Annotated in this window: 8 protein-coding genes; 3 read left to right on the forward strand and 5 right to left on the reverse strand. The window is 56.2% G+C overall.

All coding sequences use genetic code 11. From position 1 onward, the window contains the following. The gene (locus DD597_RS07545; protein WP_129256066.1) at positions 1 to 1,137 is read right to left on the reverse strand and encodes a polysaccharide export protein; all 1,137 of its coding nucleotides are present in this window, start codon (positions 1,135 to 1,137) and stop codon (positions 1 to 3) included. A 693-nt stretch (positions 1,138 to 1,830) separates the two neighbouring features. Here DD597_RS07545 and DD597_RS07550 point away from each other — a divergent pair. Further along, entirely contained in the window at positions 1,831 to 3,414 is a 1,584-nt protein-coding gene (locus DD597_RS07550) for a TerC family protein (protein WP_023314474.1), read from the forward strand. 113 nt (positions 3,415 to 3,527) lie between these two features. Here DD597_RS07550 and asmA read toward each other — a convergent pair whose 3' ends face one another. The 3 genes from asmA to udk form a co-directional block, all read right to left on the reverse strand. Continuing rightward, positions 3,528 to 5,378: an outer membrane assembly protein AsmA gene (asmA, locus tag DD597_RS07555; protein WP_032659393.1), complete on the reverse strand. Its 1,851-nt coding sequence runs from the start codon at positions 5,376 to 5,378 to the stop codon at positions 3,528 to 3,530. A 23-nt stretch (positions 5,379 to 5,401) separates the two neighbouring features. Continuing rightward, a complete protein-coding gene (gene dcd, locus DD597_RS07560) occupies positions 5,402 to 5,983 on the reverse strand; it encodes a dCTP deaminase (RefSeq protein ID WP_013097886.1) in 582 nt (193 codons plus the stop codon). Between the two features lie 91 nt (positions 5,984 to 6,074). Next, the gene (gene udk, locus DD597_RS07565; protein ID WP_000130320.1) at positions 6,075 to 6,716 is read right to left on the reverse strand and encodes a uridine kinase; all 642 of its coding nucleotides are present in this window, start codon (positions 6,714 to 6,716) and stop codon (positions 6,075 to 6,077) included. 342 nt (positions 6,717 to 7,058) lie between these two features. Here udk and DD597_RS07570 point away from each other — a divergent pair, with 342 nt between their 5' ends. Next, positions 7,059 to 10,388, forward strand: coding sequence for a diguanylate cyclase (locus DD597_RS07570; RefSeq protein ID WP_129256067.1), 3,330 nt, complete (start codon positions 7,059 to 7,061; stop codon positions 10,386 to 10,388). Here the strand turns inward: DD597_RS07570 and alkA are convergent. Continuing rightward, positions 10,353 to 11,225, reverse strand: coding sequence for a DNA-3-methyladenine glycosylase 2 (gene alkA / locus DD597_RS07575; RefSeq protein WP_047055230.1), 873 nt, complete (start codon positions 11,223 to 11,225; stop codon positions 10,353 to 10,355). The two genes, DD597_RS07570 and alkA, sit on opposite strands and share 36 nt — an antisense overlap. A 130-nt stretch (positions 11,226 to 11,355) precedes the next feature. Here alkA and yegD point away from each other — a divergent pair, with 130 nt between their 5' ends. Further along, the gene (gene yegD, locus DD597_RS07580) at positions 11,356 to 12,708 is read left to right on the forward strand and encodes a molecular chaperone (protein ID WP_129256068.1); all 1,353 of its coding nucleotides are present in this window, start codon (positions 11,356 to 11,358) and stop codon (positions 12,706 to 12,708) included. Positions 12,709 to 12,790: the final 82 nt, after the last annotated feature.

Raw genomic sequence — 12,790 nt, forward strand, 5'->3', positions numbered from 1 at the left:
TTACCAGTTATGAACGTCGCTCGCCGTATCCGTCATGTAGCGAACGCCACTGATGGTAGGCAGCAACTGGTTGATCAGACGGTTCCAGCGGGCAACCGGCGCGGTGGTGACATAGACCACATCGTACGGCTGGAGACGGAACGACGTTGCCATGACCAGGGACGTCGCGTCGGACATATCCAGCTGGTAGATGTTGGCAATCTTGCCCTTCGCGTTCTCGCCTTTGATAGGACGGATCACGAAGATACCGCTGGCGTTGGAGGCAGTCAGATCGATGCCTTCCGCATTGCCCAGCGCTTCGGTCAGGGTCATACCGCTGAAGTCCATCTTGAGGGTGCTCTGTTTCTTCACTTCACCCATCACGAACACTTTCAGATCGTCATTGCGCGGCACGTACAGAATGTCGCCCGGATTGAGGAGGCGGTTCTGGGTCAGGTCACCGTTTTGCATCAGCGCCTGAAGCGAAATGCGCTGCTCTTTGCCGTTGTGGGTTAGCACCACGTTGCGCCAGTCAGCGCCGTCGGTTAAGCCGCCTGCGGCATTGATCGCATCGAGAACGGTGAGCGGGACGTTAGTGATGGCCTGCTGGCCGGATTTATTGACCTGGCCAGAGATATAGGCTTTCTGGGATCGGAACGCGGCGATATTAACGTCCACCTGCGGGTCAGCAATGTACTGCGCCAGGCGGCCGGTAATATCACTACGGATCTCAGCAAGCGTTTTACCCGCGACGTGCACTTTGCCAATGTAGGGATAGAACATGGTGCCATCGGACTGTACCCAGTTACCGGTGTCGCTTGAGCTACGGTACTGGCCCGCAGGCGTGGTCAGCTCCGGGTGATCCCAGACGGTCACGTTAATGACGTCACCCGGACCCACGCGATACTGGTAAGAGGCAATTTCCTGGTCCAGAGACATATTTGGCTGAGCAACATTTGGACGTGGGCGTAATTGTTCCACCAGACGTGGGGTTAATGGATACACATTCACCATTTTGTCGAGATCAAAATCAGCATCCTGCTGTTTAATCACATCCTTGCCCATTGTCGACATATTGCTGCCGGGAAAGACCGTGCAACCACTCATCAAGGTCACAGACACCAATAATGGCATCAATTTCATTTTGGATTTCATCATTGATTATTTATCACTTTGGCAGAGTAATTATCCTGTGCAATTAAAATAAGCGCGGGTCGTGGTGACAATCAGAATGCAGTTAATCATTTAGCAATATAACTGGCATCAGTCCTAAAAAAAGCTTATTCATCCATTGGCTATTGACAGAATAATTGAGGCTGATTCACACGCTTTCAGGCACGCTACCGCCCTTGGCTTTCAGTTACCAATCCACTGACTAAACAATGCGTTATGGTTGGACACCCTCTTGGATAAGGCCTTTTGCGAAATATATCAAACGCCTCACAGGGGCGATTGATAATGTATAACCTTCACCAAAGACCGAAACAAAAATAGCAACAAGGAGTTTTAACATTTGATGCTGGAAGAATTGTTGCAGCTAACCTAATAGCAGGCAAGGAGACAACCGTCCTAATATTCGTTTTTAAGATTAATATTAAGAGCAAAGTTTTAAGGTTTTCGGATTTTCTTTATATTGACAAAATAGATCGCCGGACCATTTATTGCGATATTTCCTAAATAACGACTTCTGTAATTAAATCTTCGCAATTAACTTATTTACACCGCCGGGCAAATGGGGTTTACCTGAGTGTAGCATTAAGAGAAATCTCACCCCGGCATTGCAATTTCCGTCGGCTTTATCCATGATCGAAGTGTGACATTAGTCATATAACAGAAGGTATTGCATTTACTATGGAATGGATTGCCGATCCATCAATCTGGGCCGGGCTGGTGACGCTGGTCGTCATCGAATTAGTGCTCGGCATTGATAACCTGGTGTTTATCGCCATCCTTGCCGATAAATTACCCCCTTCACAACGCGACCGCGCCCGCGTGACGGGTCTTCTGCTCGCCATGGTGATGCGTCTGCTGTTACTGGCCTCAATCTCGTGGCTGGTGACGCTGACCAAACCCTTATTCAGCGTGCAGGGTCTGAGCTTTAGCGCCCGCGACCTGATCATGCTTTTCGGCGGATTGTTCCTGCTGTTCAAAGCCACGGTTGAGCTTAATGAGCGGCTGGAAGGTAAAGACAGTGAAAACCCCACCCAGCGACGCGGCGCTAAATTCTGGCCGGTGGTCGCACAGATAGTGGTGCTGGATGCCGTCTTTTCTCTCGACTCCGTGATCACGGCCGTCGGGATGGTTGACCATCTGGCGGTGATGATGGCCGCCGTGATCATCGCCATCACCCTGATGGTGCTCGCCAGTAAAGCCCTGACGCGCTTCGTGAACAGTCACCCGACTATCGTCATCCTCTGTCTGAGCTTCCTGCTGATGATTGGCTTTAGCCTGGTAGCGGATGGTTTTGGCTTCCATATCCCGAAAGGGTATCTGTACGCCGCCATTGGTTTCTCGGTGCTGATTGAATTTCTCAACCAACTGGCCATTTTCAACCGTCGCCGTTTTCTCTCCGCGAACCAGACATTACGTCAGCGCACCGCAGATACGGTGATGCGCCTGCTGAGCGGCAAAAAAGAGGATGCCGAGCTGGATGCTGAATCCGCGGCGATGCTTGCCGACCACAGCGACGGGCAGATCTTCAACCCGCAGGAACGCCGGATGATAGAGCGCGTGCTTAACCTCAACCAGCGCACAGTGAGCAGTATCATGACCTCCCGCCATGACATTGAGCATATTGACCTGACGGCGCCGGAAGAGCAGATCCGTGCCCTGCTGGATAAAAACCAGCACACCCGCGTGGTCGTGACCGGCGGTGAAGAGGAAGAAGAGCTGCTGGGCGTGGTACACGTGATTGACCTGCTGCAACAGCAGCTTCACGGCGAGCCGCTAAACCTGCGCGCGCTGGTGCGCCAGCCGCTGGTCTTCCCGGAAGCGCTGCCGCTGCTCTCCGCGCTGGAGCAGTTCCGCAACGCGCGCACCCACTTCGCGTTTGTCGTTGATGAGTTTGGTTCTGTGGAAGGGCTGGTGACGCTCAGCGACGTGATGGAAACCATCGCTGGTAATCTGCCTAATGAGGTGGATGAGATCGATGCGCGCCACGATATTCAGAAAAACGCCGACGGCAGCTGGACCGCCAACGGCCACATGCCGCTCGAAGATCTGGTGCAGTTCGTTCCGCTTCCGCTGGACGAGAAGCGCGAATATCACACCATCGCCGGTTTGCTGATGGAAAATCTGCAACGTATTCCGCAGCCGGGGGAAGAGGTTCAGGTGGGGGATTACATGCTCAAAACCTTGCAGGTAGAGAGCCATCGCGTGCAGAAGGTGCAGCTGATACCGCTGCGCGGTGAAGATGAGATGGATTTTGAGGTGTAGGTAAAAAGCAAAACGGCAACCTCGTTGCCGTTTTTAGTGTTTGCTCCCTCTCCCCGTCGGAGAGGGCCAGGGTGAGGGCATCAGGCCGTACATGCCACCCGGCACAACAGGCATCACAGCTTATCGAGCAGTTTTTTCACGTCCTTACCTGACTGAGTCTCTTTATTGCGGTCCGCCCAGTCATTCAGCCGACGTTTCGCTTCATCCTGAAGGTGCTTACGCAGGATCTGATCGACCTGCAAACTGTAATTCAGCGCCTGCCATTTTCCGTAAACGCGCAGCGGTATCGGCGTCTCTTTCAGGAACTCTACAAGCTGGCCTTCGCCTTCCCAGCCAGCCTTCACGCGGACGTTGAAGCGGGTGTCTGCCGTCTCTTTCACCAGATCCAGCGCGCCGGTTCCGGTCAGCGCCAGCAGTGACGAAGTGCCCTGCATGTCGTCAAGCGAGAGCTGACCGTTGTCGAGGGCAAGCTCACTGGTAAAGCTGTCGAGACGGGTTGCGCTGTCGTAGTTTTCATTCGCTTTCACGCTGCTGCTGCGCTCTACCGCCTGCTGCACCAGCTGCTGGAAGTTCAGCCCTTCCATGCGCGTATCTTTCAGCTCAACGTGCGCCTGCCCCTGCCAGCTACGACGGAAGGCATCCGCATCAATCTTCGTGCCAGAGAAATCCCCTGCCAGCGACAGCTGCCCCGTGAGGGCAATTGGGTAATTAAAGGCTTTCAGGATGGTGCCAATTTCAACGTTTTCCAGACGCGGCTGGAACGCGGCGCTGGCAACGTCTTTGCGTACATCCAGCGTGCCCGGCAGCGAGAGGTTCCCTGCTCCCATTTTTCCGCTGAGCTCGGAGATGACCAGCAGGCCGTTGTGGTTGAACATCTGGCTGCTGACGTCGGTAAAATCAATTCCACGCCAGCGCACGCTGTTCGCTTTCAGCAGAATGTCGGCGGTAAATCCGCGCAGGCCGTTGTAGTCAGGCAGATCGAGATTTGAGGAGATCACCGGACGCGACTGCGTGGCCTGGCTTTGCCCTACCTGCGTGGCTCCCTCATCGGTCGCGTTCACCGGTTGGAGCGGAAGCAGGTTCTCGAGATTCAGCTTGTCGAATTGCAGATCCAGCACCCACTTAGGTTTCTCATCAAGCGTGACGCTCGCCTGCCCCTTCAGGGAACTGTCGTTGGCCTGAAGGTTGAGCGCGTTCAGTTCGAGCTGTTTGCGCTCTTCATGCCACACCGCCTGCATCGTGCCCTGGCCGGCAATCCCCTTCGCGGGTAAATCCGCGCCGGTCAGCTGCCAGTTGAGCTGCTGAACGTCCGCCGTCAGCTGGTGCGGATAGTCAGAAGCGTTCACGTTTGCGTTCATCGACAGGTTGAGATCGCGCTGATTGCGGTTGATCCGCCCGGAGAACTCCATGGTGGCGTGATGATTGGCGTCCTGCTCCATCCTGAGATTGATATTGCGTACGGTGATCTGTTCGTCATCCTCATGCTGGAAAACCAGCACGCTGTCAGCAACTTTCAGATTACCAATATCGAACGACCAGCCGGTATCAGAGGGGACGTCAGGCAAGGTGTTTTCACGCGGTGCGACCGGCGCATCCGCCTGACGAACGGCTTCGGTTTGCGGCGTAAGCTGAATCACCGCCCCTTTCAGCATCACCTGTTCAACCTGGAGCTGATGGGATAAGAGCGGGATGAGCGCAACATCAAGACGCATGTTATCCGCCGTCACCAGCGGCTGCGCGGCGCCCGGCGCGGTGAGCGACATACGTCCGGAGAGAATGCTGAGCTGCGGCCAAACGTGCCAGCGCAGGGGCCCGTCCAGCTTGAGTTCATACCCGCTGCGCGCTTCCACCTGCCGCACCATGTAGGCCCGGAAGTCATTCGGGTTAACCAGCAGCACCAACGCTGAAAGGCCAGCCACCAGCACCACCAGCAAAATCATCAGCGTTGTCAGAACTCTTCTCATGGCTTCCTCAGTGAACTCACAGATCAGTCTTTATCGATACGACTGGCAACCGCACCCTGCTGGTCGCGATATTTTGCGTCCTGACGGCGGTTATAAGGACGGTCTGCCGGGCCGGTCAGCGGTTCGAAGCTCAACGCACCAATCATCATTCCCGGACGAAGCGCCAGCGGCAGTTTACCGGCGTTAAAGAACTCCAGCACGATACGGCCCGACCAGCCCGGATCGATACGGTGCGCGGTGACGTGCACCATCAGGCCCAGACGCGCCAGGGAAGAGCGTCCGTCAAGCCAGCCGACCAGATCCGCAGGCAGCGTGACCGATTCAAAGGTCACCGCCAGCGCCAGTTCGCCAGGATGGAGATAAAACGCCTCTCCTTCGTCGATGACGATTTCGTCGCTCATGACGCGATCCAGCGCCGCGCTGACTTCGTCTTTCGGCCCGCTGAGGTCGATAAACGGTGCCGTGTGGCCGCTGAAGGTGCGGAATTTATTCCCCAGACGCACATCGACGGTCACGCCGTTAATACGCTCAACCGGCGGACGCGGGGTGATAGACAGGCGGCCTTCATCCAGCCAGGCTTCTATATCGCGGTCACAAAGACGCATGGCACTTTCTCCTTTCGTGCATCGCGCCCTGAAGCCTTACGGCGTCAGGGCAAAACCAGGTTATCTCTGAACGGTACACAATTCACACGGCTTATTCAAAAAACTGACTGATTTTCGCTTTTAAGATATCAATGGCAATACGGTTTTTACCGCCACGAGGCACGATAATATCGGCGTATTGTTTCGAAGGCTCAATAAATTGCAGGAACATCGGGCGAACGGTTTTCTGATATTGCGCCATCACCGAGTCCATGGAGCGGCCGCGTTCATTAACGTCGCGTTTGATACGCCGCATCAGGCAGATATCCAGAGGAGTGTCGACGAAAATCGAGAAGTTCATTGATTCGCGCAGACGGGCGTCGGTGAGCAGCAAAATCCCTTCAAGGATAATCACCTTCTTGGGCTCGATACGGATCGTTTCCTGGGTGCGAGTATGTTCCACGTAGCTGTAGACGGGCAGCTCAATTGCCTCGCCGCGCTTTAGCGCTTCCAGATGCTGGAACAGCAGGCTGTGATCCATCGCACTGGGGTGGTCGTAGTTGGTTTTTACGCGCTCTTCCATCGAAAGATGGGATTGATCTTTGTAATAGCTATCTTCGGGAATAACACCGATATGCTCATCACCCACTTGTTCACGCAGTTCGCGATAAAGGGTACTGGCAATAAGACTTTTACCTGAAGCCGATGCGCCGGCGATGCCTATGATGACGCACTGATGAGACTTATCAGTCATAAATTTAGCGACCTGATTAACCTGGATGTAAGGAAGGACGACGCCGGAGCGTCAAACGCGGCAATTATAGGGATTTCGGGGGCGTGATACCAGTCGAATGCGCAGGTTATGCGAGGCGGGCTGAAAAGCGACGTTTCACGCCTTTAGCGAAATTTTTACGCGCGGATTTTCACCATTTCATCACCATTCTTCGCAGAGTAACTATTTTATAAGTCTATGAAGTCAAAATCTGAGCACTCGGCATATGAATTGTAAAATGTTTGTACTAGCATAAACCAAATTATTAATTTCACGCGTCCGGACCTGGCTCCTGACAACATGGCGTCCCTGGATAGAGCGGTAATGAATAAACAATACCAGCGGGTTTTGGATACTACCCCACATCCTTTACTGCGGCTTGTCTGTCTGGGTCTGGTCACGTTCATCTTCACCTTATTTTCCCTCGAACTGACTCGCTTCGGTACGCTGCTGGCGCCATTGTGGTTCCCGACTTCAATAATGATGGTAGCGTTTTACCGCCACGCGGGAAAAATGTGGCCCGGCATTGCCCTCGCCTGCTCTTTTGGCAATATCTTTGCCTCGTGGATGCTCTTCTCATGGGAATCGCTCAACATCACCTACACGGCGATTAATATCATTGAGGCCACGGTTGGCGCGCTGTTACTGCGTAAACTGCTCCCCTGGTATAATCCGCTGCAAAACCTCAACGACTGGGTCCGGCTTGCCCTCGGCAGTGCCCTTGTGCCGCCGCTGGTGGGGGGCGTTCTGGTTCATTTTCTGGTGCCGAGCGCGGAGCCGCTGCGTAATTTCCTTGTCTGGGTACTTTCAGAGGCCATTGGCGCGCTGGCGCTGGTGCCTTTAGGTCTGCTGTTTAAACCGCATTACCTGCTGCGCCACCGCAATCCGAAACTGCTGCTGGAAACGCTGGTGACCCTGGTCGTTACGCTGGTTCTTTGCTGGACGGCAATCACCTGGCTGCCGTGGCCATTCACCTGCATCATCGTTCTGCTGATGTGGAGCGCGGTTCGTCTGCCGCGTATGGAAGCGTTCCTGATATTTTTATTCACCATCATGATGGTGTCCCTGATGATGGCGCGAAATCCGCTCTCCATGACGCCCTCCTCCATGATCGTCACCTTCAACGCGCCGTGGCTCCCCTTCCTGATGATGCTGCTCCCCGCCAATATTATGACGATGGTGATGTATGCCTTCCGGGCCGAGCGTAAACATATTACGGAAAGCGAAGAACGTTTTCGTAATGCGATGGAATATTCCGCGATTGGTATGGCGCTGGTGGGCATTGAGGGCCAGTGGCTCCAGGCCAACAAGGCGCTGTGCAATTTCCTCGGTTACAGCCAGTCTGAACTCCAGTCGCTCACGTTTCAGCAGTTAACCTGGCCAGAAGATTTAAATACCGACCTGGAGCAGTTGGGACAGCTGATTAACGGGGAGATCAATAGCTACAGCCTCGAAAAACGCTACTACACTCGCAGCGGAGAGGTGGTGTGGGCGCTGCTGGCCGTCTCCGTTGTGCGCCATGCCGACGGCACCCCGCTCTACTTTATTGCCCAGATTGAAGATATCAACGACCTGAAACAGACCGAGTGGGTCAATAAGCGTCTGATGGAGCGTATCACCCTCGCGAACGAAGCCGGTGGCATCGGGATATGGGAGTGGGATCTCGAGCCGGACGTGATCAGCTGGGATAAGCGGATGTTTGAGCTGTACGAGATCCCCCCGCACATTAAACCCACCTGGCAGCTCTGGCATGCGGCCATGGTGCCTGAAGATCGCCCCCACGCCGAACAGGTGCTGCGAGAATCCCTTCAGGCCAGGGTGCCTTTCAAGCTGGAATTTCGCATTCGCGTCAAGGATGGCATCCGCCACATTCGTTCGCTGGCGAACCGGGTACTGAACAAACAGGGCGAAGTGGAGCGGCTGTTAGGGATCAACATGGATATGACCGAGGTGAAGCAGCTGAACGAGGCGCTGTTCCAGGAAAAAGAGCGCCTGCATATCACCCTCGACTCCATCGGCGAAGCGGTGCTGTGCACCGATATCGACATGAACATCACCTTTATGAACCCGGTCGCCGAGAAGATGAGCGGCTGGTCGCAAAGCGAAGCGCTGGGTCAGCCCGTTCTGAAGGTGCTGCACATTACCTTTGGCGAGAACGGTCCGTTAATGGAAAACATCCACAGCGGCGATATGTCCCGTACCGATATCGAACAGGACGTGGTGCTTAACTGCCGCAATGGCGGCAGTTTCGACATTCATTACAGCATTACCCCCCTCAGCACTCTGGAAGGTAACACCATCGGCTCGGTGCTGGTGATTCAGGACGTGACCGAGTCGCGCAAAATGCTGCGCCAGCTGAGTTACAGCGCCTCACATGACGCCCTAACCCACCTGGCGAACCGAGTCAGCTTTGAAAACCATCTGAAGCGTCTGTTGCAGACAATACAGGAGACCCATCAGCATCACGCGCTGGTCTTTATCGATCTTGACCGTTTTAAGGCGGTGAACGATACGGCAGGCCACGCGGCGGGCGACGCGCTCCTGCGCGAACTCTCTTCGCTGATGCTGACCATGCTGCGCTCCAGCGACGTGCTGGCGCGTCTGGGCGGCGACGAGTTTGGCCTGCTGCTGCCGGACTGCAACGTCGAAAGCGCACGCTACATTGCGGGCCGGTTGATCGACGCCATCAACAACTATCATTTTTCCTGGGAAGGACGCCTGCACCGCATTGGTGCTAGTGCGGGGATTACGCTGATTGACGACACCAATTATCAGGCTGCGGAAGTGATGTCTCAGGCCGATATCGCCTGCTACGCCTCGAAAAACAGCGGGCGCGGTGTAGTCACCGTCTACGAACCCCAGCAGGAGCGGATCCACAGCACGCGCAGCATGATGTCGCTGGATGAGCAGTGGCACATGATTAAAGATAACCATCTGCTGATGATCGCCCGCAGCGTCGCCTCGCCGCGCATTCCCGAGAGCAGTAGCTTCTGGCTGATTTCCTTGCGGCTGTGGACCAGCCAGGGGGAAGTGCTGGAAGAGCATGCCTTCCGCGCCGGGCTGGCGGAGCCGGAGCTGCTGCACGCCCTGGACCGACGTATCTTCAGCGAATTCTTCCGTACCTATGCCGCACAGGTGGCGGCCAAAGGAATGGGCGTCGCGCTGCCGCTCTCAGAAGCGGGTTTAGCCAGCGTCACGCTGGTGGATGAGCTGCTCGACCTCATTACCAAAGGTCCGCTGCCGGCGCGGCTGCTGCATCTGGCGATCGCCGCTGATGTGCTGAGCAATACGGATGAAAACGTGCAGCAGGGTCTGCAAAAGCTTCGTCAGGCTGGCTGTCGCGTGGTGCTGACGCGGGTTGGACGCGATATGAACGTCTTCAGCCAGCTCAGCGCCAACACCGCTGATTATCTGCTGCTGGATGCAGACGTGGTGACCAACGTCCACGGCAATCTGATGGACGAGATGATGGTGACCATCATTCAGGGCCATGCCCAGCGTCTGGGCATAAAAACCATTGCCGGGCCATGCCATCAGTCGATCATGATGAATACGCTGTCGGGCATCGGCGTTGACTTTATCTACGGCGACACCATTGGGGAAGCGCAGCCGCTCGATCTACTGCTGAATACCAGCTATTTCGCCATCAACTGATGGCGACCAGCCGTCGGTGTACCAAATATGTAACAGCGCATACGAGCGCCACGGCTGCCAGCGCTCGGCGTAGCGACGGATCTGCGCGGGCGTCATACCGGCAAAGCGCTGTTTGATCAGATAATCATCCGGCAGGAAAACATCCTTCGCCTGCCAGCCGCGCAGGGCCAGATAATTCGCGGTCCAGCGCCCGATGCCGGGGCGCTGCTGTAGCGCCTTCATCCCGTCCTCAACGTTCGCGGGCGGGAACAGCGGGAATTCACCGTCCACCACCGACTGCGCCAGATGAATCAACGACTCCGCACGCTTGAGCGGCATCCCGAGTGCTTTCAACGCCAGCGGATCCACCGCGGCCAGTACCTCTGGCGGAGGAAAGCAGAGGTAGCCCGGCGCGTCCTGGATGGGTTCACCGCACAGCGCCACCACCCGTGACGCCAGTTTAGCCGCCATCGCCACGCTTACCAGTTGTCCAAGAATGGCGCGCACGCCCTGCTCGTAAGCATCCATTGCGCCGGGCAAACGTAACCCCGGCCGCGCCGCGCCGAGATCGCCGAGGGTCTGTGCAATGTGCTGCGGGTCGCAATCGAGGTCAAAAAGGCGGGCGATGCGGTCCAGGCAGATATCCGCCACCGGGATCAGGCCAGGGCTAAGCGACACCGCAAGCGTATGGGTTGCGCTGTCTGGCGTAACCCGGAAAACGCCCTGGTGCCCGGCATAGCCAAAACTGCGCTCGTAGTAATCCTTCGTAACGGTCTCAACCCCCGTGACCGCACGCGCGGCAAGAAAGCCAAACATCCACGACCAGTCGTAAGGCGGTTGCCAGTTCAGGGTGTACATTGTCTCTCCTTTTGTATTTACCTCAGCATAAACCGAAAGATCGCGTTGCGCCTTGCTTTCATATTCCTGTTGTCGCCTGGCAGACATTTCGCTAAAGTCTCGCCCCTTCTCACCGGCATGGGGATTTATTGTGTTTATTGGATTCGACTACGGCACCGCAAACTGCTCGGTTGCGATAATGCAAAACGGACAACCGCAGCTCCTGAAAATGGAAAACGGCAGTACGCTGTTGCCGTCAATGCTCTGTGCGCCGACGCGTGAAGCGGTGAGCGAGTGGCTGTTCCGCCATCATCAGGTTCCTGCTACCGCAGCGGAAACCCAGGCGCTGCTGCGCCGTGCGGTCAGCTTTAACCGCGAGGAAAATATCGACGTTACCCCTTCCAGCGTGCAGTTCGGCCTCTCTTCCCTCGGGCAGTACATTGAAGATCCGGAAGAGGTCTACTTCGTTAAATCGCCGAAATCCTTCCTCGGCGCCAGCGGCCTGAAGCCACAGCAAGTGGCGATGTTTGAAGATCTGGTCTGCGCGATGATGCTGCACATCCGCAATCAGGCGCAGTCCCAGGTGCCGGATGCCATCACCCAGGCGGTAATTGGCCGTCCGATCAACTTCCAGGGGCTGGGCGGCGACGAAGCCAACCAGCAGGCGCAGGGGATCCTTGAGCGTGCAGCGCACCGGGCTGGCTTCCGTGACGTGGTATTCCAGTATGAGCCGGTTGCAGCGGGACTGGATTTTGAAGCCACGCTGACGGAAGAACAACGGGTGCTGGTAGTGGACATCGGCGGCGGAACGACGGACTGCTCATTACTGCTGATGGGTCCGAAGTGGCATCACCGTCGCGATCGTGAAAATAGTCTGCTGGGGCACAGCGGCTGCCGAGTGGGCGGTAACGATCTGGATATTGCCCTGGCATTCAAGAGCCTGATGCCGCTGCTCGGCATGGGCGGTCAAACCGAGAAAGGCATCGCCCTGCCGATCCTGCCGTGGTGGAACGCGATTGCCATCAACGACGTCCCTGCCCAGAGTGATTTTTACAGCACCGCGAATGGCCGTTTCCTCAACGATCTGGTGCGTGATGCACAGGATGCAGAGAAGGTCGCGCTGCTGTATAAGGTGTGGCGTCAGCGCCTGAGCTACCGCGTGGTGCGCACCGCCGAAGAGAGCAAAATCGCCCTTTCCGATCGTCCTGAGCATGCGGTTTCGCTGCCGTTTATCAGTGACGATCTGGCTACGGCTATCACCCAGGAAGGGCTGGAAATGGCGCTGACTCAGCCGCTTCAGCGTATTCTGGAGCAGGTGCAGCTGGCGCTTGAGAATGGCAAAGTGAAGCCGGACGTGATTTACCTGACCGGCGGTAGCGCCCGTTCGCCGCTGATCAAGAAAGCGCTGGCGCAACAGCTGCCGGGGATCCCGATTGCCGGCGGCGATGACTTTGGCTCCGTTACAGCAGGGCTGGCGCGCTGGGCGCAGGTGGTGTTTAGCTAATGGAGTTGTGCCGGGTGGCGGCTTCGCCTTACCCGGCCAACAAGATCCTCCAACCGTTGGCCGGGTAAGCGCAGCGCCACCC

The sequence above is a fragment of the Enterobacter cloacae complex sp. 677-3DZ2D5B genome (genome assembly GCF_004136695.1).
GTDB lineage: Bacteria > Pseudomonadota > Gammaproteobacteria > Enterobacterales > Enterobacteriaceae > Enterobacter > Enterobacter hormaechei_C.